The organism is Motiliproteus coralliicola (assembly GCF_003345655.1).
GTDB classification, from domain to species: Bacteria; Pseudomonadota; Gammaproteobacteria; order Pseudomonadales; family Balneatricaceae; genus Motiliproteus; species Motiliproteus coralliicola.
Map to the genome: position 1 here is coordinate 429232 of NZ_QQOH01000004.1, position 23315 is coordinate 452546.

Genomic DNA, 23315 nt, shown 5'->3' on the forward strand with positions numbered 1-23315 from the left:
TGCATCAGCTATTAATTGCCGATATTGACATTGCTGTGGGCTGCCACGTTGGTGGCAGACAACTGGGCGTTGTAGATACCGGTAGACAGGTTGATGTTGGCGATACCGCCGAAGGTGCCGCTACCAACCGTCAAGGTCGCCATGCCGGTCGACAGCACACCGCCGTCGCCGTTACCACCGGCACCACCGGCACCGCCAGCGCCACCAGCACCGCCAGCACCGCCAGCACCACCGTTAGCGTTGACAGCTCCGCCAGAACCGGAGCCGGTTCCTACGCCACCGTTACCTGCGATAGCATCGGCGTTACCGCCATTGCCTGCAGTACCGGTACCGTCACCGCCGTCACCAGCGTCACCGCCAGCGCCACCGGTGCTAGTACCTCCCGCCGCGCTGGAATCGCCGCCGGTTGAGTTACCACCGCCAGCGTTACCGCCAGTGCCTGCGAGGGCATCAGCGTTACCACCGGTACCGCCGTTTCCATCTGCAGCCCCGGAGGTACCATTGCCGCCGTTAGCGTCTCCACCGGTGCCAGCCATAGCATCAGCGTTACCACCGCCACTTGTGCCACCGTCAGCTGTTCCGCTGGTGCTAGTACCACCATCGGCCATGCCGCCAGTAGCAGTACCACCGTCAGCCATGCCGCCGGTTCCACCGGTTGCATCGGCTGCTCCGCTGGTTCCTGTGCCACCGCCAGCGTTGCCGGCTGTACCGGCTAAGCCATCAGCTGTACCAGACGTGCTGGTACCACCATCGGCCATGCCGCCAGTGCCACCAGAGCCATCAGCCATACCACCGGTTCCACCGGTTCCATCGGCCATGCCGCCAGTACCACCAGTACCATCGGCCATGCCGCCGGTACCACCCATACCGTCAGCCATGCCACCGGTTCCACCGGTGCCGTCAGCCATGCCGGCAGTACCACCAGTACCAGCACCACCGGTACCACCAGAACCACCAGCGCCACCGTCAGAATTGCCGGCTAAGCCACCAGTACCGCCACCGGAGAAGGTATCGGCACCAGCGCCACCATTGCCGTTAGTGGTATTGGCATTACCACCTGTGGAGGTGCCACCGGCTCCGCCATTAGCAGCAACACCAGCAGGGCCGCCGTTGCCGTTGCTGTTACCGCCAGTACCACCGTTGCCGTCGGCATAACCACCGGATCCGCCATTACCGTCGGCTAAGCCGCCAGTACCACCGTTACCGTCGGCCATGCCACCAGCACCGCCATTACCGTTACTGTTACCACCGGTACCGCCGTTACCGTCGGCATAACCGCCGGATCCGCCATTAGCATCGGCAGTGCCACTACCGCCACCGTTGCCGTTAGCGTTGCCACCAGTTCCGGCGTTTGCATTGGCATTACCCGTGGTGCCGCCGTTGGTATTGGCGTTGCCACCAGTACCGCCGTTAGCATCGGCTAAGCCACCAGTTCCACCATTGGCATTACTGTTGCCGCTGGTGCCACCGTTGGAGTTGGAGTTGCCTCCCGTACCGCCATTGGCGTCCGCATAGCCACCGGAACCGCCGTTGCCGTTGACATTACCGCTGCTTCCGCCGTTGCCGTTGGCATTACCGCCGTTACCGCCGTTGGCGTTGGCATTACCACCGGTGCCGCCGTTAGCATTGCCTGCATTGGCATTACCGCCATTGGCATTGGCATTACCGCCATCACCGCCGTTACCACCGTTGTTGCCATTACCGCCATCGTTGTTGTTGGCGTTGGAGTCGCCACCGGTACCGCCGTTGGCGTCACCGCCATCACCGAATCCGACTCCGATGCCGCCGATTGAGGCGCCAACTGAAGTGCCACCGTTACCACCGGCTGCACCATTACCGCCCATGGCGCCGTTACCACCAGCTGCACCCATACCACCGTGGATAGTGATGCTGTTACCGGTAACATTGGCGTCCAGGGTTTGATAAGCGATAACTTCGGTGACCGTGTTGAAGGATTCACTCCAGGCGCTGGCGTCACCGCCACCACCGGCTGAACCACCCCAGGCTGGTCCACCGTTACCACCGGTACCACCGGCTGAGCCGTTACCGGCAGTCGAGCTGGCGGTATTGTCGCCGGTGTGGGCGGTATCGCCAGACTGAGTTGATGCGGTGGAGTCGCCGTTGTTGGTACCGGCACCACCGTTGCCGCTCATGGCAGCGCCACCGTCGTTGGCATTACCACCATTCCCGGCGGTGTTGACACCACCAGCCGCACCATCCGAAGAGCCTTGGGCGGAGGCTTGGTCGTTGGAGCGGTTGTCGTTTGAGCCGCCACCAGGGACGGCGGTTTGGGTTACGGTGCCGTTATCGCTGGCATCGGCCGTATGGCCGCCACCGTTACCGCCGTTGGCGTCACCGCTGGATCCACCATAGCCGGCATTGGTATCGCCGCCGGTAGCATCACCGCTGCTGTCGCCACCGTAGGTTTCGTTATAGGCGTCGGCAGCGCCGCTGTTGCTGCTACCTGTTTGATTATTGGCAGCATCGGCACTGGAGCTGTCGCCCCCGTAGCCGCCGTCACCACCATAACCGCCGTAGGAAGTGCCGCCGTTGGCATCACCGCCTTGTCCAGCGGTAGCCGTGGCCGTGGCATTGACTTCATTCCTCTGGTTTTCGCCAAAGTTGAATTTATTGATTGGGTTCGCATAAGCGTTGGAGACAGCTAGCGCGAGCGCTAACACCGACGTCCCTGCGATGATATTAGGTCTCTTCATCATTCTTCTCCCTCGATGAACCTGTCAGATAAGGATTTTTACAACTCCCCCATTGATCGACCGGGTGCCTGAATTCGGGCACACGACAAGCCGATGAAAGCCCGTTCCTCCTTACTGTCGAGTTCCAGCCCCTTATGGGTGGATTCTGATGTCCGGGGGGGGTATGGCGCTGCGTTCAGACGCAAGCGATAACTCACCCATACCAGCAATCAACCCAGAGCAAGTTTCAGTCCATGCTGGTTTATTGGTATTAACTGTTTGAAATGAAATTGGATTTTTTTTGCTGCTTTGGCGTTGAAGTGCGATGGCGGAGTTATTCCTTGCGAAAATTCCGCGAGTTGTAACGGCCTTGAGATGTGGCGGGACTTGTAGGTCTATGGCAAGGCTGTATTTATCTTTATAAATCAGTCTATTGCGTGTTTGTCTTGAGAATTACACTACAAGTGCCCTGAAGCGGGTGATGAAAAAGACTGTTACAGCGTTGAAACAAAAAACCATTTTTATATTGTGGGTATAAAAGGCTAACTAGCTGTTATGGCTTGGCTTTGGAGAGCAGTAGGCCATTTTCTGGAACTGTTACAGCTGTGAAGCACTTGCGGCAGGTTCGCCAGTGAGGAGATCGCAGACCGATTGGTATCGGTCGAAGCAGGTAAAGGGGCCGGAACCGGCCCCTTGCGGAATCTGTCTAGGTCCGATAATCCTGGGTCAGGGTCTCAAGTCGACCGGCGGTTACAGCCACCTCCTGGCTGGCCTCGGTGGTCTGTATCGAGGAGCCGGCGGTCTGCTCGGACATATCCCGAATTGCAACGATATTACGGCTCATCTCTTCGGAGACGCTCGACTGCTCTTCGGCGGCGGTGGCGATCTGGGTGCTCATGTCGCGGATCATCATCACCGACTGACTGATCCGCTCCAGCGCCTCTTCGGCATGCTGGGCTTCCTGCACGCAGCGATCCGCACTCTCTCTGCCCTTACTCATCACCGACACCGCCCGTTCAGCCCCTTGCTGTAGCTTCTCGATCATCTGGTGGATCTCTTCGGTTGAGCTTTGAACCCGTTGCGCCAGCGAACGAACCTCGTCGGCGACCACCGCAAAGCCCCGGCCCTGCTCGCCTGCCCGGGCCGCTTCGATGGCGGCATTCAACGCCAGCAAATTGGTCTGCTCAGCAACCCCACGGATCACATCCAGGATGGTGCCGATATCGTTGCTGTCCTGATGCAGGCCGTTGATCACCTGTTCGACTTCGTTGACCTCGTTGGCCAGGGTCACAATGGTCTGTTGGGTCTGGGCGACGATTTGGCGGCCGCTTTCAGCGTCACGATCAGCCTGGTTGGCGGCATCGGCTGCCTGGGTGGTATTGCCGGCCACATCTTGAACCGTGGCGCTCATCTCGTTCATGGCGGTGGCGATCTGCTCGGTCTCCATCATCTGGGCCTGCATACCGTCATTGGTCTGTACGCTCATACTGCTCAGTTGGGAGGAAGCGGCGGCCAGGCCGTTGGTGGATTCCTGAATCCGGCCGATGACCGTTTTGAGGCGCGCGCGCACCATGTTCAGCGATAACTGCATATCTCCAATACCGCCGACTTTATCGGCCACGATGGGAACCTGCAGGTCGCCGTTCGCCAGCGCCTTGGTGGCTTTCACCATCGCACGGAGTGGTTGAGTAACCTGACGGTTGACCCAAAACAGGCCCAACCCATAGAGCCCCAGAGCGAGCGCAGCAAAACTGTAGAGCGCGAGATTGTGGCCGCTACCGGCAAGCCAGAGGCCGCCCAGCATCAGCACCAACCAGACACTTTGCAGCCACTTGAACTGACTGGAGATACCCATGCGCAGATCGCGCTGTTTCGGCAGTTCGGTGAGTTTCTGGTTGTTGACCTTGGTGTAGAGCGCTTCGGCACCGTTGATCTGGTCTTGGGTAGGTTTGCTGCGGACCGATTGGTAACCGACAACCTGACCGTCCTTGATCACCGGGGTCACAAAGGCGTCGACCCAGTAGTGGTCGCCGTTTTTACAGCGGTTTTTGACCATGCCGCGCCAGGGGCTACCCGCTTTTACCGTGTCCCAAAGGTTCTTGAAGGCAGCGGGCGGCATGTCCGGGTGACGAATGATGTTGTGATTCTTGCCGATCAGCTCCTCCTCGGTATAGCCGCTGATCTCGATAAAGTCTTGATTGATGTAGGTGATGGCGCCCTTGAGATCGGTCATCGAGATGATCGACTGTTCCTGGCGCACCGGAATCTCACGATTGCTAACCGGTAGATTTACTTTCATCGGGAAACACCCTCCTTCCCACTGGATGGTAATGCTTTGGTGTCATTTTCCGCTGGAGTGGAATCGGCGTACCCGGCAGGCATCTCCTAAAGCCCCAACCTGACGGCGGCTTTTGATGATCTGTTAAAGCCGAGGTGTCGCCATCGCTGTCTGGGGTACTTCAAGATCCCCCCCACTCGGAGTTAGCTTGTATTAGCTGTCGCCAAGTTAACCATAGATTTGACAACTTTGGGGCGGGTTGTGGTGGTTAAATCCATGTTTTTTATGGATTTGTTGTACCAAATATCAATTATTGATAGGTCGAAATAAAAAAGGGCGCCCGTAGGCGCCCAAGTCGAGTTCAGTGGTTTGAGGTCGAGAATCAGCTCTTGTGTGCTTATCCCTTGGTAAATTCCGGGTAGGCTTCCATACCGCATTCGGCGATATCAACACCTTCGTACTCTTCCTCTTCGCTGACACGGATACCCATGACGGCTTTCAGAACACTCCAGACGATCAGGCTGAAGGCGAAGACCCAGACAAAGATGGTCAGTGCGCCGATAAGCTGGCCGGAGAAGGTCACACCGCTGTTGGTGAAGGGGACCAGCATTAGACCCAGCAGACCGCAGGTGCCGTGTACCGAGATAGCACCGACCGGGTCGTCGATCTTCAGCTTATCCAGGGTGATGATGGAGAACACCACCAGGGTGCCACCGATCGCACCGAACAGGGTTGCTTGCAGGGCAGTCGGGGTAGAGGGTTCCGCCGTGATAGCTACCAGACCGGCCAGAGCACCGTTGAGCAGCATGGTCAGGTCAGCTTTGCCGAACAGGATGCGGGCGGTGAGCAGGGCAGCGATCGCACCACCGGCAGCGGCGGCATTGGTGTTCAGGAATACCATCGCGACAGAGTGAGCGCTGTTGACGTCACCCAGCTTCAGTACTGAACCGCCGTTGAAACCGAACCAGCCCATCCACAGGATAAAAGTACCCAGGGTTGCCAGCGGCAGGTTGGCACCCGGAATTGCATTGACCGAGCCGTTGGCGCCGTATTTACCCTTACGAGCACCCAGCAGTAGTACGCCAGCCAGAGCGGCAGCGGCGCCAGCCATGTGAACGATGCCGGAACCGGCGAAGTCGGAGAAGCCCAGGTCACCCAGGTTGTACATGCCGAAAACGTCATCGCCGTTCCAGGTCCAGGCACCTTCCATCGGGTAGATCACGCCAGTCATGACCACGGCGAAAGCCAGGAAAGCCCAAAGCTTCATGCGCTCGGCCACGGCACCGGAGACGATCGACATCGCGGTGGCGACAAACACAACCTGGAAGAAGAAGTCGGAGGCGCCGGAGTAGACCGAGTCACCGTCGAAACCGGCTTCCTTGGAGTCGGCCAGTACCTGGTCGACGTCGACCGATTCGATGCCGCTCAGGAAGATCCCGCCGCCGTACATGATGTCGTAACCGACCACCAGGTACATAATGCAGGAGATCGCGAATAGGGCAACGTTCTTGGTCAGGATTTCGGTGGTGTTCTTGGACCGGACCAGGCCGGCCTCAAGCATTGCGAAGCCGGCGGCCATCCACATGACGAGCGCGCCGCACACCAGGAAGTAGAAGGTGTCCATCGCATACTGTAATTCAAAAATCTGGTTTTCCATGATGATTCCTCTTGGTTACCTAGGTCCGAATAGCGCGCTTAAAGGGCGCTGTCGCCGGTTTCGCCGGTACGGATTCGGATAACTTGTTCCAGGTCGCTGACAAAGATCTTGCCGTCGCCGATCTTGCCAGTGTTGGCGGTCTTGGAAACGGTCTCGATCACCTGGTCGACGATCTCATCGCTGACCGCAGCTTCGAGTTTGACCTTGGGAAGGAAGTCGACCACGTACTCCGCGCCCCGGTAGAGCTCGGTATGGCCTTTCTGACGGCCGAAGCCTTTGACTTCGGTAACGGTGATGCCCTGGACACCGATTTCGGACAGTGCTTCACGCACATCGTCCAGTTTGAAGGGCTTGATCACAGCCGAAATAAGTTTCATGGCTAAATCTCCTGAGGGTTAAGTACTTGGGCATCGACCTAAGCGTGTCGGATGCCGTTGCAGGAGGTTCTGCATTAGCTGTGCCAGATTTGCTTATCTGTTAAATAACATGGTTTTAGGACGTTTTTGTGCTGTTAGGGTGTACCGTTTCGGACGCTATGCCCCGGGCTGGAGCACGATAATCAGGCACTGTTTCGGTGCATGCACTGCGGTGGTGCATTGCCGGTGTCGGATCAGGAATTGACCCGCTGGCGGGTTCAGCGACGATGAGTGGTTCGGGGCGGTCGCGGCTTCCGCGACAGGGGTGCTAGAATGCGGCGAACGACATATTGAACCGTTGGAGCCCCCATGATTCCTCCTCAGTTACTGGAAAACCTCAACGAGCAGTTCAGCAAATTGCTGGGCCAGGCGCCGCAACAGACCCAGCATGAGCTGCGCCATAGCATCAATCTGATTCTGCAAAGTGCTTTCTCAAGGCTTGATCTGGTTACCCGGGACGAGTTTGACAGCCAGGCTGAGGTATTAAACCGGACTCGTCAGCTGGTGGATGAGCTGGAGAAGCGTTTGAACGAGCTGGAACGCAGCTGAGTTTGACGCTCTGGAACGGCCTCGTAGCGCGACTTGTTAGCCGCTTCCTGAGTATTTCTTGCGCCAGCTCAGTGCAACACCAGAATTGGGTTTGCACGACTTGCTATGGGCGCGTCTGGTCCTTATAAAGCAGGATCACAATCTATACCCGCGATCGGACTATAGTATTGGTCAAATAATAAAAAACCGATGACGGAGAGGAATTATGTGGAGCATGCAAAAAGGGCTTCGCTTGCTGTTGTTGTCTATTCTGATCGGCCCCCTTGCTGCGGTTGGGAGTCAGGCTACCCCGTTGGAACAACCCACCGGTGATGTGCTGCTGACGGTGACCGGAGCAATCGAGAACACCAATGCGCCGGGCCAAGCCCGATTCGACCGCGCGATGCTTGAAGCCCTGCCGCAACATTCGTTTGATACCATCACTCCCTGGACCGACGGCAAGCACCAATATGAAGGGGTGCTTCTGAAGGAGCTCCTGCAGCAACTGGGGGCTAAGGGCAGCAAGGTCGTTGCCCATGCGCTCAATGATTACCATTCGGTGATCGATCTTGATCCCATTCGTAACTACCCCGTGATGATTGCAATCCGGGCCGACGGCAAACCGATGCGAATTCGCGACAAGGGGCCGTTGTGGATCCTCTACCCAATGTCCGACTACCCGGAACTGAACCACCAGCGTCATCATCCGGCAATGGTGTGGCAATTGAATCGCCTCGAGGTCCAGCCCTGACCTGATTAATTGTCTAGCTTGCCTCCGCATCCCCGATGAAGATTCAGCAACTGCTGCGCTACGGCATTATTTTAGTGGTCGTGACCCTGTTCGCGACCAGTGCGGTACTGAGCTACCAGCGCCATGCCGAAACGGTGACCCAATTAGCGCTGGCGGAAAAAACCGGCGCCTGGGCATCTTCCGAGTTGGATGGGGAGCTGCGGCGTTTTCTGCATGCCCTCGAGATGGCTGGTGCCGGGCGCATCACCCGTGAGCAGTTGATGCTGCGTTTCGATCTGCTGTGGTCGAGAATGGAGGTGCTCAGTATCGGGACTGAGGCCGAAGAGGTCCGTAACCTGCCGGGTGCCGCCGAGCTGTTCAGCTCGCTGTGGCAACAGATGCGCTTCAGCGAGCAGGCGCTGTTGGCGTTGGAACCGGGCAACTGGGACTATGCGCAGCAGGTTGCCCAACCGTTCCGGCGCCTGCAGACCGAAGTCCGGGCTTTTAATGTCCGCAGTTTTCAAGGATCGCCGAATCTGAGCGCCGCCGAGCCGATCGGCTTCGGATTGTCGATGTTCGGGTTGCTGATCAGTGGTGCAATCTTGGTGGTGCTGGTGGTCCGTGAGAGTGCTCGTAACCGGCTACAGGCCCTGCTGGATGAGCTGACCCAACTGCCCAACCGTAAGTACCTCAATCAGCATCTGGCCGAGGTTGAGGGGCGGGCCAAGCTGGGAGGGCATCGGGTTGGGCTGCTGATGCTGGACCTGAATAACTTCAAGGAGATCAACGACAGCCTCGGTCACGCCGCCGGTGATGAGATGTTGATCCAGGTATCCAAGCTGCTGCGTGCCGCGGTCCCGAAAGGTCAGATGGTGGCGCGGATGGGGGGCGATGAGTTCGCCATCGTGCTGGAGCAGGGGGTGGATCAGAAATACTGTGAGACCTTGGCGACCTGTCTTAGCAACGAGATCGGGGTACAGATCGAAGTTGGCGATAATCGCGTGCTGGCGTCGGTCAGTATCGGTGTCAGTGTCTACCCCGATGACGGTGCCACTCTGTCTCAGGTCTTGATCAACGCGGACATGGCCATGTACATGGCCAAGCGGGATCCGGCCCAGGCTTATCGGCTGTTTGAGCTGCAGATGAACCTGGGATTGCAGCGGCGTCGTGAGCTGGCCGAAGACTTACGCCAAGCTATTTTGACTAACCATCTGGATCTGCATTATCAGCCGCTGGTTCGGCTCGATACAGGGCGGATCGAATCGGTGGAGGCGCTGCTGCGCTGGGACCATCCCAAGCACGGCATGGTGTCGCCGCTGGAAGTGGTCGCCGTGGCCGAACAGTACGATCTGGCGTTGGAGCTCAACGAATGGGTTATCGCCACCGCCTGTCAGCAGAGCCTGGTTTGGGAGGCTGCCAAACTGCCGCCGGTTAAGATGGCGGTCAATATCTCACCGGCAATGTACACCAAGCATGACCTGGTCGGTTCGGTGAGCCGTATCATCGACTATTACGGGATCAAGCCCGGGCGGTTGATGATCGAGGTGACCGAAGACACCACCATGCAGGATATTGAAAGCTCACCGGATATCCTGCACGGGTTGCACCGGCTGGGAGTCGAGCTGGCGTTGGACGACTTCGGAACCGGCTACTCGTCGCTGAGTCACCTGAAAAAACTACCGGTGGACCGGCTCAAGATCGATAAGTCGTTCGTGCATGACCTCAATAACGAACCCAAGGATCTGCGCTTTATCCGTACCATCCTCAGCCTGGCCAAAAGCCTGGAGCTGGAGGTGGTCGCCGAGGGGGTCGAGCTGCCGCAGAACCTGACCGATCTGACTCAAGAGGGTTGTACGCTCGGTCAGGGTTACCTGTTCTCGAAGCCGGTGGATGCGGATGCGTTAGAAAAAATCCTGCGTGATCAGCAGCAGGGTATCCGCTTACCGCCTTGGTCGGATGGCTACCTGAACCGCGCCATCTGAGCCGCTTTTGCGTTACTATCAATCGGCAATGAGCGAGATCGGACCGATCTGTTTCATTATCGTCCGCACCAGGATGGCGCGGTATCTTTTTGCCTGACAGCAACAGGGATGGTTTATGTCATTGGCTATCGTCCACAGTCGAGCCCTGCTGGGTATCGATGCCCCACCGGTGACGGTGGAAGTTCATCTCAGTAACGGCCTACCGGGGTTTTCGATCGTGGGGCTGCCCGAAGCGGCGGTGAAGGAATCGAAGGAGCGGGTCCGCAGTGCATTGCTCAACAGCCGTTTTGACTATCCGATGCGCCGAATCACCGTCAATATGGCTCCGGCAGACCTGCCAAAGGAGGGCGGGCGGTATGATCTGGCTATCGCGCTGGGCATTCTCTGCGCCTCCGGCCAACTCGAACAGCAGCAGCTTGATGGACTCGAAGTGATCGGTGAACTGGCGCTGTCGGGAGCGTTGCGGGCGGTGCCAGGGGCGTTGCCCTGTGCGATGCAGGCGCGCCGTGACGGGCGAGCGCTACTGCTGCCCAAAGCCTGTGCCGACGAAGCCGCGCTGCTGCCGGATATCGAGGTGCTGGGGGCAGAGCACCTGCTGCAAGCCTGTGCCCACCTGCTGGGACAGCAGCGCCTTGCGGCAACCCCGAGACCACCATTGAACCTGGCACCGGCCGGTCCCGATCTTGCCGATGTACGAGGACAGTACCAGGCCAAGCGGGCACTGGAGGTCGCTGCCGCCGGCGGACACAGTCTGTTGATGTCGGGGCCGCCGGGGACCGGTAAGACAATGCTGGCCAGTCGACTGCCGGGGTTGCTGCCGCCGTTGACGCCGCAGGAGCAATTGGAGGTGGTTTCGATCCGCTCGGTGGCACGGCAGACGTCAGCATCGCTGGACGCGCAACGTCCTTTCCGTCAACCGCACCATACCGTGTCCGGGGTGGCGCTGGTGGGTGGTGGCAGCACCCCGAGACCGGGGGAGATCTCGTTGGCTAACCACGGGGTACTGTTTCTGGATGAGCTGCCGGAGTTCGATCGGCGGGTGCTGGAGGTGCTGCGTGAGCCGATGGAGTCCGGCCAGATCTGTATCTCCCGTGCCAGTGCTCAGGTCACCTTCCCGGCACAGTTCCAACTTATCGCGGCGATGAATCCCTGCCCCTGCGGCTACCACGGCGATGCGTCGGGGCGCTGTCGCTGCACGCCGGATCAGATCAAACGCTATCAGGGGAGGATATCCGGTCCGCTGCTGGATCGGCTCGACCTGCAGATCGAGGTGACCCCGTTGAGCGAACAGGAACTGGTGGCGGCGTCCAGCACGGCCGAAAATTCCGCCAGTGTACGTCGGCGTGTCGAACAGGCCCGCCAACGACAGCTGCAACGACGGGGCAAGCTGAATCACCGGTTATCGGGGCAGGAGCTGGAGCAGGATTGCGCTCTAGACCAGGACAATCAGCAACTGATGCAGCAGGCGTTAAGCCGTCTGGGACTGTCGGCGCGGGCTTATCATCGGGTATTGCGGGTGGCTCGGACGTTGGCTGACCTTGAAGGAGTCACGGATATCGACCGTACCCATCTGCTACAGTCGTTGAGCTACCGGCGCCAGGATCGGCGGGAGGGCTAGGGCTGAAAGGCAGGCTGACCGGATCAGGCGTTGCTGATGTTGTCCTTTTCGGTCTCGGCCTCGGTTTCGGCGCCAGCCAATTTCTGGCGCTGCTGTTTGAGCTGTTTGAACAGCAGTGGCAAGGCGACCGGTTTGCTGTAGAAGTACCCCTGTACCTGATCGCACTCGTTGCGTTTAAGGAAGTTGATCTGCTCGGCGGTCTCGGCACCTTCGGCGACCACGTCCTTACGCAGGTTGTGGGCTAGGTTGATGATCGCCCTGACGATCTCGGCGTCATCAGGATTATCGGTAACCCCTTGCACGAAGGCTTTGTCTATCTTCAGGGTATTGATCGGCAGCTTCTGCAGATGAGCGAAGGAGGAGTAGCCGGTACCGAAGTCATCCAGCGAGAAGGTGACCCCGAGGGTGCTCAGGTCGGCGATGCACTGGCTGACATGTTGCTCGTTCAGCGCCACCGCGGTTTCGGTCAGCTCGAATTCGACCCGGCCGGCATGGATTCCGCTGCGCGACAGCAGGCGGGCGATGGTCGGAACCAGGGTGTCGTCCTGGAACTGGCGGAATGACAGGTTGATGCCGATCCGATTGAGCTCGCAGCCCTGGGCGTCGAGCAGCTTCATATCCTCGAGCGCCTTGTTGAACACCCAGTAACCCATCGGCACGATCAGGCCGGACTTTTCCGCCATCGGGATAAAGGTGTCCGGGAACAGCAGTCCCTTTTCCGGGTGCTGCCAGCGGATCAGGGCTTCGACGCCGACGATCCGTTGGGTATGGATATCGATACGTGGCTGGTAGTGCAGCACAAACTGTTCTTGGCGTAGCGCGTTGAGCAGCTCGGGTTCCAACGTGATTTGGTTGACCGCATCCTCGAAGTTGCGCTCTTCGTAGAACCGGAAGGTACAGCCTCGCTCCTTCTTGGCCAGGTGCAGCGCCGAGCCGGCATGGCGCACCAAGCTGGCCATATCCTTGGAGCTGTCCGGGTAGATGGCGCAGCCGATACTGATGCCCAGTGCCAGATTGTGGCCCTGTACCCGGTAGGGGCGTTGTTGCAGGTAACAGATTCGATCGATCAGTTTATTCAGCTGGGCTTGCAGATCCTGCTCGCCTGCCAGTAACAGCGCGAACTGATTATCGCCGACTCGGGCCAGCTCCTGACCGCTTTCCAGGCCCGCCTGCAGTCGTGAGGCGACCTTGCTGATGGTCTCATCGCCGATCTCCGGCCCCAGGGCGTTATGGACCCGTTTGAAGCCGTCGATATTGAGCATCATCAAGCCCAGCTTGGTGGCGCTGCGATTAGCGTGTTCGAACGCGTGACCGAGTTGTTCGGTGAAGCTCAGTCTCGAAGGTGCACCGGTCAGGTCGTCGTAGAGGCGCAGGGTCTGGATCTGGTGCTGCTGCTGTTGCAGGCGTGCGATATAGCGGAACGCCCGGCGTAGCACATTGAGGTTGATGTTGGTCAGTTCCAGCACATCGATGGCGCCGTCTTCGATAAAACGCTCTTCGTGGCTGCTCTTGATCGACTGACCAAACACGATCACCGGAATTTTGAGTTGGTGGCGGCGTGCCAGGTGCAGGTAGTTGTGGTTGGGATCGGTGGCAAAACAGTCTGCCAGCAGGATCATCTGGAACTCGGCTCGACGCCCCTGACTCATCGCTTCGCGGACGGAAGTACTCCAGGTTAATCGATAACCTGGTACCGGGGCCTGCAGCAATGGCCATACCACAGCTTGGTAGTCGGGCTCATTCGGCGCGACGATCAGCAAATGCGGCGGCGTACCGTGATCCGGATTAAGCTCGGGCGGCATGACTTCCCAACATGTCCAACTAGTATGATTCCCGTAGTCTGAACGGTAAGATTCGTAATCTAACTAATATCGGCCACGCTGGCCATCGCTTTAGGTTTCCTGTTCGTGACAAATTTGAATCCCCGCCAAAAAGAGGCGGTGTTATACGTGGATGGTCCGCTGCTCGTTCTGGCCGGTGCCGGCAGTGGCAAGACCAGCGTAATTACCCGAAAGATCGCCTATCTGATCGAAACCTGCGGTATCAAGGCGCACCATATTGCCGCGGTGACCTTTACCAATAAGGCCGCCCGTGAGATGAAGGAGCGGGTCGGCAAGCTGGTTAAAGGGCCGGCGTCGCGGGGACTGACGGTGTCGACCTTCCATAACCTGGGGCTCAATATCATCCGCCGCGAACATAAGCTGTTGGGCTTCAAACCGGGCTTTTCGATCTTTGATGCCCAGGATGCCCAGGCGTTGATCCGTGAACTGATGCAAAAAGATCAGCTTGAAGAGACCGACCTGGTCGACTTTATTCAGCACACCATCTCCAACTGGAAGAATGACCTGCTGGGACCGGAACGGGCGCTGCAGCAGGCCCGAAACGGCAACGAAGAGCTGGCGGCACGGGTCTATGCTCACTACAACCGCCACCTGCGGGCCTACAATGCGGTCGACTTCGATGACCTGATCCTGATTCCGACGCTGCTATTCCAGCAACGCCCGGACGTGCTGGAGCGTTGGCAGCGCAAGATCCGCTACCTGCTGGTGGACGAGTACCAGGACACCAATACCAGTCAGTACCTGATGGTGAAGCTGCTGGTGGGCATTCGCGGCGGTCTGACCGTGGTGGGCGACGATGATCAGTCGATCTACGCCTGGCGCGGCGCCAAGCCGGAAAACCTGGGATTGCTGAAGAAGGACTTCCCGTCGTTGAAGGTGGTGATGCTGGAGCAGAACTACCGCTCCACCAGCCGGATTCTGAAGGCCGCCAACCAACTGATCGCCAACAACCCCCACGAGTTCGAGAAGACGCTGTGGAGCGAGATGGGGTTCGGCGATCCGCTCAAGGTGGTGTTCACCCGCAACGAGGAGGCCGAGGCGGACCGGATTGCGGCCGATATCATCGAGCGACGCTTGAACCTGCGCAACCATTATCGCGATTACGCGGTGCTGTACCGGGGTAATCACCAGGCCCGGCTGATCGAGATGAAGCTGCAGACCTACCAGATCCCCTACAAGCTCAGCGGCGGGACCTCGTTTTTCTCCCGCGCCGAGGTCAAGGACATCATGGCCTACCTGAAGGTGCTGATTAATCCCGACGACGACAACGCCTTCCTGCGGATCATCAATCTGCCGCGCCGCGAGATCGGTCCGGGCACGCTGGAGAAGCTGGCGGTTTACGCCAACGAACGGGAAGTCAGCCTGTTCGAGGCCAGCGGTCAGCTGGAGCTGGCCCAGGCGATGCCGGCCCGGGCGCAGACCAAGCTGTACGAATTCAGCACCTGGCTTAAGCAGGTGCACGAGCATTGCCACCGTGGCGATCCGATCGACGCGGTCAAGCAGATGATCCGCGATATCGACTACGAGACCTGGACTTACCAGAACTGTAATTCCGAGATCCAGGGTGAGCGGCGGATGGCCAACGTCTGGTTCCTGGTCGAGTCGCTGCAGCGGACCCTGGAGCGGTTGCAGGAGGATGATCCGGATGCCGAGATCGAGGATGCGGTGGCGCGATTGCTGTTGATCGACATGCTCGAGCAGCAGGAGGAGGACGAGGATGACGATCGGGTTCAGTTGATGACCCTGCACGCCTCCAAAGGGCTGGAGTTCCCCCATGTCTACCTGATGGGGATGGAGGAGGAGCTGCTGCCGCACCGTAATAGCATCGAGGACGACTTCGTCGAGGAGGAGCGTCGACTGGCTTACGTGGGGATCACCCGAGCCCGCAAGACCCTGACCATGACCCTGACCCGTCAGCGGAAGCAGTTCGGTGAGGTGATCGACACGGTGCCGAGCCGTTTCCTCGACGAACTGCCCGAAGAGGATCTGGAGTGGGAAGGCCGAGATCCGGGTTGTGAACAGGCCAACAAAGCCCGGGGGCGGGCGACCCTGAGCAGCTTGAAGAGCCTGTTGAAGTAACTCTGCTCGAGGCTTAGCTTACGTGGCTACTGGATAACGGCTGAGCCAGCCAGGATGAGGGCGGGTGCCACTGGCTGATCCAGCCCGGAACCTGATCAGCGGGCATCGGGCGGGCGATGGCGTAGCCCTGCGCCTGTTGGCAATCCAGGGATAGCAGCAGCTGTCCCTGTTCGGTCGTTTCGACTCCCTCGGCGATCACCTCGCGCTGGAATGCCTTGGCCAGCCCCATGATGCCTTCGACGATGGCCAGGTTGTCCGAGTCGGCACGCAGCTCCTTCACAAAACTCTGATCGATCTTCAAGGTATCTGCGGGCAGCCGTTTCAGGTAGGTCAGCGAGGAGTAGCCGGTACCGAAGTCATCGATCGCGACCTTGACACCCAGGGCGCGGCACTGACGAATCACGCGGGAGGTCTGAGAGATGTCGTTGAGGGTGCTGGTTTCGAGAATCTCCAGCTCCAATCGATGCGCCGGCAGGGTCGGATAAGCCTGCAGCAGGGTCGCCAGTTTCTCCACGAAATCGCTCTGCTGGATCTGCAGGGCGCTGACATTGATGCTGACAACCAGTGACAGTCCTTGAGCATGCCAGTGCGCGCACTGGGCCATCGCCTGCTGAAGTACCCAGTCGCCGACCTCGATGTTCAGCGGGTCGTCTTCGATCAGTGGCAGGAACCTGGCCGGTGACAGCAGTCCCTCCAAGGGGTGTTGCCAGCGAATCAGCGCCTCCATGCCGATCACCTCGCCGCTCTTCATGTTGACCTTGGGCTGGTAGTGGAGGCATAGCTCCTCGGCGGTTAAGGCGACGCGAATCCGCTCGATGGTTTCCAGCTGGCCCCGAATGGCCTGGTCTTGCTCCATGTCGAACAGGTGGTACTGACTCTTGCCGGCGAGTTTGGCCTGGTACATCGCCTGGTCCGCCTGCCGCAGTAACTGGTCGGCATCGATCTCCGCCTGTTGCGGATAGAAGGTGACCCCCATACTGGCGGAGACTGATAGGGCGGCGCCGTTATGATCAACCTCTCGAGCCGCCGCTTCCAATAGTCGATGCAGTACCGGTTCACAGGTCGATCGGTCGGGCAGGTCGATTAATACCGCCACAAACTCGTCGCCGCCGAGCCGTGCCAGGGTATCCTCATCGCGCAAGGCTTCACTCATCCGACCCGACACGACGCTGAGCAGATGGTCGCCCACATGATGGCCGTACTTGTCGTTGACCGCCTTAAAGCCGTCGAGGTCGATATACACCACCGCCAACTTCATCCCCCGGCGCAGACACTGAGTCATGGATTGGTGCAACCGGTCGGCCAGCAGTACCCGGTTCGGTAGACCGGTCAATACGTCGAAGTGGGCGATCTGCTCCAACCGCTGCTGATGCTGTTTCAGCTGGGTGATATCCCTGGCCACGGTCAAGACGGATCTGACCTGGTGGCCCTCATCAAAGTCCGGGGTCAGCTTCATATTGAAGATGGTCGTGCCGGATGGGCCGTCAAGGGAGAACTCCAGCTCCCGGGCACGGGCGCTCTCGAAGGTCTGCTCGATGGCTGACTCCCACTGTTGGCACAGATGTTCCGGAAAGCCCAGCTGATGGTGGGTCTTACCGATAAACTCTTCTGCCTTGAAGGGGGTGACATTACGGACATTCTCGGACACGAACAGGTGGGAGCCGTCGCGTGCGAAGCGCATGATGATATCCGGCAGGGCGTTAATCAGCGAACGCTGCTCCCCTTCGCTGCGCTTGAGCTCTCGCTCGGCCACCTTGCGGGCGGTGATATCGCTGTGGGTTCCAACCAGTCGACGGGGTGAGCACTCGTTGCCGTCACTATCCACCGCGATCTGGGCCCGGGATAGAATATCGACCCAGTGACCCTGTTTGTGGCGCATCCGGAATTCAACCGCGAAGACCGGGCTGTCGCCGTTGATATATTGGGTTGCATGTTGCAGGACCCGGTGTTTCTGGGTGGGATCGACGAGTTCGGCCCAGGTATCCAGGGACGCCTCCAGTTCATCCGGGCCGTAGCCCAGCATCGATTTCCAGCGCGGCGAATAGTGCACCTGGTCGGTTTCCAGATTCCAATCCCAGAGGCCGTCGTTGGCCCCTGCCATGGCCATCTCCAGTCGATCACGGGCCTGCATCACCTCGGCCTGGGATTGCTTGAGATCTTGCGCCATCACGGTGAGCGAGGTCTGAATCTGGCCCCACTCGTCTTCGCGCTCGGGTGGTGTATCTGGGGTATCGTTCTGCTTGATCGCCTTGATCAGGCGCAGCGTCTCGGCCATCGGTTGTCTGATGTTGTGACGGTTGATCCGGTTGATCAGTAATAGAGAAAGCAGCGCAATCGCGACCCCGAGGGCAAGAACCTGGGCATTGGCGGTGCGCAGAATCCGGCTCAGGTCGGCTTTGATCGTCTCGGCCTCGGAGTGGGCGGTCTGATCCAGTTGCTGCAAGTGACCGAGTACCGTTCTCTTGGCCGTCAGCGATGATTCAAGGGCGCCTTCCAAGCCGATAATCGCTTTGCGATAGCGCAACACCGCACTGCGGTAATTGGCCAGCTCCAGATCCAGAAGTCTGCTGGCTTCGGCTATCTCCGAGGAAGCGGCAACCAAAGTCTGGAGCCGCAGTGACATATCATCGACCCGGCCAACGGCACCGAGGGTCGAGCTGTCGTTATATTTGGCAAAGGCGAGTTGTTCGGCAGACTCCCGACCAATCAATAACAGGGTCTCGCGTAGCCCCGCCACCAGGGTCATCTGTTGATCAAGGTGGTTGGTGGACTTGCCTGCCAGGGTCTGGTCGACCAGATTCTGACCAATCGCCTGCTCCAGGGCATCGAGCCGGTACTCGGTGGTGTTGCCCAGGCGGCGAAGCTGCCCCACCCGTTGATTCAGCTGCAGGCACTGCTGGAACAGGTTGCGGGTTTGGCGTTCAAACGTCGCGATGGTCTGATTCAGCGCCGGATTGGGCACCCGCTGCAGGGTCGCTTGCAGCTCTTGGGTTAGTCGCTGTGCTTGGCTGGGCTGGTAGGCTTGCTGGCTGCACTGGCGGCTCAGAGTATCGATCTCGGAAAACAGCAACGAGATCTGCCTTCCGAGCAGGGCGTTATTGATGACGCGTTCCGTACCACCGCCGACAATGCGGGTCGACAGATCTTCCACCCGCATAAACGCCAGGCTGACGATCAGCACAATGACCACAAAGGCGGTAGCATTCAGACCGGCCAGCCAGACCAGCTTCCTGGCAATACTTGCGAACAGCTTGGTCATCAGCGGATCAGGATCAAGGCTGCTCGCGAACCAAGGTGGCGCCACGCAGCACCAGCGGTTTGAGGGGAACGTCGTTGGCCTTCAAGGCGCTGACGTTGACGATCCGCTCGCCCTTGTTGTTGATGGTCACAGGGATCTGCTCCACCGGGGTACCCTGCATCGCCTGCAACAGCATCTCGGCGGCGGTTTCCCCCTGCTCCTGTCCTGTTTTCACTACGGCGGCCCAGGCGCCTTGCTCGACGGTGTAACGGTTGCCACCCAAAATCGGGCCGGGGTAGAGGGTTTTGAGGTAGCTCAGTACCTGTTGATTAGTCATCGACTGTTGATAGGCATCTTTGATCCCCTCCAGGCTGTCAACGAACAGAGCGTCGCAGGATTGGCGGAAGGACTCACCGAACTTGTCCAGCTCAGCGGTGTTGCTGGCCAGGAAAAACTGGCGGGCAGGGACCGGATATTTGGCGCGATCCGCTTCAACCTGCTTTTGCAGCGCTCGACCGGAAGGCACGTCGTTGGTGACCAGGCAGGCTCGATCGATGGATGGGAATAGCTGCTTGGCGAAGGCCAGCGATTCCCGCACGTGTGCTCGTTCGAGGATGCCGGAGATATGCGAGTTGGGGTAGCCGTACTTGCTTGCCGCGGCGTTTACCCCGGCAAACATGATCGGAGTAGAAACTTTGTCCTTCAGCGATGGAACGACCAGCATCGATTGGGCATTGTCATCGACGGTGATCACCCCGTCCGGCTGCAGCGCTTGATACGCGGCAAGCGCCTGTTCGGCCTTAGCTGGACCGCCTGCAGGATCCACCTTGGTATCCATGTAGAAATAACTGATCTCGGAGGAGGGAGCGAGTACAGAATCGATCCCCTGCTTGATCTCCTCGCACCAGGGATTTTGCTCTTCGTAGCTCATCACCACCAGAACCTTAAAAGGTTCCGCAGCGGCTACTTGGCTGAGCAGGAAGAAACCGGCACCAAACAGCGTTGCACGGAAAAAGCGTCCCATATCGTCCCCCTTCACATCAGAGTCAGGTAAATCTTTGCGGCTACAGGATTGTGGCCATGAAACCACGAAAATTCCCCTAAGGATAGAACGCCTAAGTCTTAAAACACCGATTAGATCAGGGAAGAAGTCGATAGTGGGGGTTGGGGATGGATAGCAATCATCGGGGTTGGGTTGATGTGTTGCTATCCAGTTGTTCGGAGAGGAGGGAACTAGTTACTCGATATTCTGGATCTGCTCACGCATCTGCTCGATTAACACCTTCAGCTCCACCGCGCATTGGGTGGTTTCGGCGACGATCGATTTGGAGGACAGGGTGTTGGCTTCGCGGTTGAGCTCCTGCATCAGGAAGTCGAGGCGGCGGCCGATCGCTTCTTTTTGCTTCAGCACCCGACGAACCTCACCGGTGTGGGTGTCGAGGCGATCCAGCTCTTCATCGACATCGGCCTTTTGGGCCAACATCACGATCTCCTGCTCGACCCGGTTAGGATCCAGTTCGACCCGGGCATCTTCGAGTCGGGTCAGGATGTTCTGGCGCTGCTTCTCAAGGATTTCCGGCAGCTTCTCGCGAACCTGGCTGACCACGTTGTCGATGCCGTCCAGGCGCTGATTGATCAGTTGGGCCAGTTCTGCGCCTTCGCGCAGGCGGTTGTCGATCAATTCTTTGATCGCGTCATCAAACTGATTCAGGGCCTGTTTCTGGATCGCTTTCATGTCCAGCTCGTTCTGCTTCAATACGCCGGGCCAGCGCAGTAGTTCGAGCGGGTTGATCGGTGACGGATTGGCCAGCAGGTCGCTGAGCTGCTGGGCGGCATCGCGAACTTGATGGGCGACCTCGGTATTGAGGTTGAGTTGCTGCTCACCCGCTTCAGCCGCTTGGAAGCGCAGGGTGCATTCGACCTTACCGCGCTGCAGGCGCTTGCGCAGGCGTTCGCGCAATGGACCTTCGATTTCGCGGAAGCTTTCCGGCAGGCGCAGGTGGGGCTCCAGGTAGCGATGGTTGACGGAACGGATCTCCCAGATCAGGGTGCCCCATTCCTGTTCGCTCTGGCGGCGCGCAAAAGCGGTCATACTGCGTGTCATAGTGATGGTTCTCGATTAAACTTGGCAATCCATATTTGGTTGCCATTCTAGCAACCCGCCTGCGGCGGGGACTAGCCCGGATCTGGTCGATCCGGGGTCGAAGATTGGTCGCTGTTGTTTTTGACGTCTGTTTAAGGTTTTCCGATGAGTACATCCCTCTCCGATCAACTGAAGAATCTTGGTGTGGACGCGATGCGTCCCAGTGGTCGTGACAATGACCAGCTGCGCGAGGTCCGTATTACCCGCAACTACACCAAACACGCCGAGGGTTCGGTGCTGGTGGAGTTTGGAGATACCAAGGTACTCTGTACTGCGTCTGTCGAGCGTGGTGTGCCGCGTTTTCTGCGTGGTAGTGGTTCGGGCTGGGTAACCGCCGAATACGGCATGCTGCCGCGCTCTACCGGCTCTCGCATGGGGCGTGAAGCCGCGCGCGGCAAGCAGGGCGGCCGTACCGTCGAGATTCAGCGTCTGATCGGTCGTTCGCTGCGGGCGGTGATGGATCTGGATAAGCTGGGCGAGAACACCATCACCATCGACTGCGATGTGATCCAGGCCGATGGCGGAACCCGTACCGCGTCGATTACCGGCGCCTGTGTGGCACTTAAAGACGCGATCGATTTCCTCAAGAAAGACAAGAACGGTGCGATGAAAGGCAACCCGTTCAAGGGCATGCTGGGTGCCGTATCGGTGGGCATCTATAAAGGCCAGCCGGTGCTGGATCTGGATTATGCCGAGGATTCCAAGGCCGAGACCGACATGAACGTGATCATGACCGAGGCCGGCGGTTTCGTTGAAGTGCAAGGCACCGCCGAGGGTGAGACCTTCACCCAGGACGAACTCAATGCGATGCTGGCGCTGGCCTCCAAGGGCATCAAAGAGATCGTCGAGATTCAGAAGGCGGCGCTGCAGAGCTGATCTGCTAGCCTTCCCCTGATACGAAAAAGCCCCGCTAATGCGGGGCTTTTTTATGGCAGAGTCACCACTTACTGGTGGTACTTGGCGCTGAGCTCGTGAACCGCTTCGACAAAGTAGCCTGCGTGGGCCGGGTCGACGAACTGGTGGATGCCATGACCCAGGTTGAACACGTGGCCCGGGTTGTTGCCAAAGCGGGACAGAATGTCTTCGACCTCAGCACGGATTCGATCCTTGCCGGCATAGAGTACGCTGGGATCCATGTTGCCCTGGATCGCTACTTGCGAGCCGACACGGCTGCGGGCGACGTCGATATCGGTGGTCCAGTCCAGGCCAACGGCATCGGTACCGGTATTGGCGATGCTTTCCAGCCACTGGCCGCCATTCTTGGTGAACAGGATCACCGGCACTTTGCGGCCATCGTGATCACGGATCAGGCCATCAACGATCTGCTTCATGTACTGAAGCGAGAACTCGTTGTAGCAGCTGGTGCTGAGTACGCCACCCCAGGTATCGAAGATCTGTACCGCTTGGGCACCGGAGCGGATCTGCTCGTTGAGGTAGGCGGTCACGGTAACGGCCAGCTTGCGCAGCAGTTCGTGCATCACTTCCGGGGTTTCGAACATCATCCGCTTAACGTGGCGGAAGTCTTTCGATGAGCCGCCTTCGACCATGTAGGTGGCCAGCGTCCAAGGACTGCCTGAGAAGCCGATCAGCGGTACCCGGCCGTTGAGTTCACGGCGGATGGTGGAGACCGCGTTCATGACGTAGTCCAGATCGGTGGATACATCCGGGATCGGCAGTGCAGCCACATCCTCTTCGGTGCGGGTGATCTTCTTGAATTTCGGACCTTCGCCGGTTTCGAAGTACAGACCCAGACCCATCGCATCGGGGATGGTTAGAATGTCGGAGAACAGAATGGCCGCATCCAACGGGTAACGCTCCAGCGGTTGAATCGTCACTTCACAAGCGAACTCGGCATTTTTGCACAGGCTCATGAAGTCACCGGCAGTGGAACGAGTGGCACGGTATTCCGGCAGATAACGGCCAGCCTGGCGCATCATCCAGACCGGGGTTACATCAACGGGCTGGCGCAGCAGCGCGCGCAGAAAGCGATCATTCTTCAGTTCTGACATGGGGTTCTCAACTCGGTATTACAGAATGCCGCCTAGTATAAGGCGTTGGGCAAAAAAAAGGCACGGATGACCGTGCCTTTAATCTGATTTATCTCAAACCGCC

15 protein-coding genes are annotated in these 23315 nt (G+C 58.7%); 6 read left to right on the forward strand and 9 right to left on the reverse strand.

The annotated features are described in order from the left end of the window. Positions 1-11: 11 nt before the first annotated feature. The 4 genes from DV711_RS19515 to glnK form a co-directional block, all read right to left on the reverse strand. Positions 12-2714: a beta strand repeat-containing protein gene (locus DV711_RS19515; RefSeq protein ID WP_165840139.1), complete on the reverse strand. Its 2703-nt coding sequence runs from the start codon at positions 2712-2714 to the stop codon at positions 12-14. A gap of 685 nt (positions 2715-3399) precedes the next feature. After that, positions 3400-4992, reverse strand: a complete 1593-nt coding sequence (locus DV711_RS15985) for a methyl-accepting chemotaxis protein (protein WP_114696712.1) — start codon at positions 4990-4992, stop codon at positions 3400-3402. A 376-nt stretch (positions 4993-5368) separates the two neighbouring features. Beyond that, entirely contained in the window at positions 5369-6628 is a 1260-nt protein-coding gene (locus tag DV711_RS15990; protein ID WP_114696713.1) for an ammonium transporter, read from the reverse strand. Between the two features lie 38 nt (positions 6629-6666). Then, positions 6667-7005 carry a P-II family nitrogen regulator gene (glnK, locus tag DV711_RS15995; protein WP_114696714.1) on the reverse strand — a complete coding sequence of 113 codons (339 nt, stop codon included), beginning with the start codon at positions 7003-7005 and terminating at the stop codon, positions 6667-6669. Between the two features lie 348 nt (positions 7006-7353). On the opposite strand from glnK, the gene DV711_RS16000 reads away from it, so the two are divergent. From DV711_RS16000 to DV711_RS16015, 4 genes are all read left to right on the forward strand, one after another. Then, positions 7354-7593, forward strand: coding sequence for an accessory factor UbiK family protein (locus DV711_RS16000; protein ID WP_114696715.1), 240 nt, complete (start codon positions 7354-7356; stop codon positions 7591-7593). Positions 7594-7807: 214 nt separating this feature from the next. Then, entirely contained in the window at positions 7808-8323 is a 516-nt protein-coding gene (locus DV711_RS16005; protein WP_114696716.1) for a putative pterin-binding protein, read from the forward strand. A 35-nt stretch (positions 8324-8358) separates the two neighbouring features. Further along, a complete protein-coding gene (locus DV711_RS16010; protein WP_114696717.1) occupies positions 8359-10284 on the forward strand; it encodes a putative bifunctional diguanylate cyclase/phosphodiesterase in 1926 nt (641 codons plus the stop codon). Between the two features lie 115 nt (positions 10285-10399). After that, positions 10400-11902, forward strand: coding sequence for a YifB family Mg chelatase-like AAA ATPase (locus tag DV711_RS16015; RefSeq protein WP_114696718.1), 1503 nt, complete (start codon positions 10400-10402; stop codon positions 11900-11902). 23 nt (positions 11903-11925) lie between these two features. Here the strand turns inward: DV711_RS16015 and DV711_RS16020 are convergent, their stop codons facing one another. After that, positions 11926-13704, reverse strand: a complete 1779-nt coding sequence (locus DV711_RS16020) for a putative bifunctional diguanylate cyclase/phosphodiesterase (protein ID WP_114696719.1) — start codon at positions 13702-13704, stop codon at positions 11926-11928. A gap of 105 nt (positions 13705-13809) precedes the next feature. Here DV711_RS16020 and rep point away from each other — a divergent pair, with 105 nt between their 5' ends. After that, positions 13810-15822, forward strand: a complete 2013-nt coding sequence (gene rep, locus DV711_RS16025) for a DNA helicase Rep (RefSeq protein ID WP_114696720.1) — start codon at positions 13810-13812, stop codon at positions 15820-15822. Between the two features lie 13 nt (positions 15823-15835). On the opposite strand, the gene DV711_RS16030 is transcribed toward rep, so the two are convergent. From DV711_RS16030 to DV711_RS16040, 3 genes are all read right to left on the reverse strand, one after another. After that, positions 15836-19081, reverse strand: a complete 3246-nt coding sequence (locus DV711_RS16030) for a GGDEF and EAL domain-containing protein (protein ID WP_114696721.1) — start codon at positions 19079-19081, stop codon at positions 15836-15838. A 13-nt stretch (positions 19082-19094) separates the two neighbouring features. Further along, positions 19095-20084, reverse strand: coding sequence for an ABC transporter substrate-binding protein (locus tag DV711_RS16035; RefSeq protein WP_114696722.1), 990 nt, complete (start codon positions 20082-20084; stop codon positions 19095-19097). Between the two features lie 213 nt (positions 20085-20297). After that, a complete protein-coding gene (locus DV711_RS16040) occupies positions 20298-21152 on the reverse strand; it encodes a YicC/YloC family endoribonuclease (RefSeq protein ID WP_243633850.1) in 855 nt (284 codons plus the stop codon). Between the two features lie 204 nt (positions 21153-21356). Here DV711_RS16040 and rph point away from each other — a divergent pair, with 204 nt between their 5' ends. Further along, positions 21357-22079 carry a ribonuclease PH gene (gene rph, locus DV711_RS16045; RefSeq protein ID WP_114696724.1) on the forward strand — a complete coding sequence of 241 codons (723 nt, stop codon included), beginning with the start codon at positions 21357-21359 and terminating at the stop codon, positions 22077-22079. Positions 22080-22147: 68 nt separating this feature from the next. Here rph and hemE read toward each other — a convergent pair whose 3' ends face one another. Further along, entirely contained in the window at positions 22148-23212 is a 1065-nt protein-coding gene (gene hemE, locus DV711_RS16050; protein ID WP_114696725.1) for a uroporphyrinogen decarboxylase, read from the reverse strand. Positions 23213-23315: the final 103 nt, after the last annotated feature.

Coding starts and splice junctions, on each gene's coding strand:
- DV711_RS19515 (WP_165840139.1), bottom strand. CDS start 2,714: ATGAAGAGACCTAATATCATCGCAGGGACGTCGGTGTTAGCGCTCGCG.
- DV711_RS15985 (WP_114696712.1), bottom strand. CDS start 4,992: ATGAAAGTAAATCTACCGGTTAGCAATCGTGAGATTCCGGTGCGCCAG.
- DV711_RS15990 (WP_114696713.1), bottom strand. CDS start 6,628: ATGGAAAACCAGATTTTTGAATTACAGTATGCGATGGACACCTTCTAC.
- glnK (WP_114696714.1), bottom strand. CDS start 7,005: ATGAAACTTATTTCGGCTGTGATCAAGCCCTTCAAACTGGACGATGTG.
- DV711_RS16000 (WP_114696715.1), top strand. CDS start 7,354: ATGATTCCTCCTCAGTTACTGGAAAACCTCAACGAGCAGTTCAGCAAA.
- DV711_RS16005 (WP_114696716.1), top strand. CDS start 7,808: ATGCAAAAAGGGCTTCGCTTGCTGTTGTTGTCTATTCTGATCGGCCCC.
- DV711_RS16010 (WP_114696717.1), top strand. CDS start 8,359: ATGAAGATTCAGCAACTGCTGCGCTACGGCATTATTTTAGTGGTCGTG.
- DV711_RS16015 (WP_114696718.1), top strand. CDS start 10,400: ATGTCATTGGCTATCGTCCACAGTCGAGCCCTGCTGGGTATCGATGCC.
- DV711_RS16020 (WP_114696719.1), bottom strand. CDS start 13,704: ATGCCGCCCGAGCTTAATCCGGATCACGGTACGCCGCCGCATTTGCTG.
- DV711_RS16030 (WP_114696721.1), bottom strand. CDS start 19,081: ATGACCAAGCTGTTCGCAAGTATTGCCAGGAAGCTGGTCTGGCTGGCC.
- DV711_RS16035 (WP_114696722.1), bottom strand. CDS start 20,084: ATGGGACGCTTTTTCCGTGCAACGCTGTTTGGTGCCGGTTTCTTCCTG.
- DV711_RS16040 (WP_243633850.1), bottom strand. CDS start 21,152: ATGACCGCTTTTGCGCGCCGCCAGAGCGAACAGGAATGGGGCACCCTG.
- rph (WP_114696724.1), top strand. CDS start 21,357: ATGCGTCCCAGTGGTCGTGACAATGACCAGCTGCGCGAGGTCCGTATT.
- hemE (WP_114696725.1), bottom strand. CDS start 23,212: ATGTCAGAACTGAAGAATGATCGCTTTCTGCGCGCGCTGCTGCGCCAG.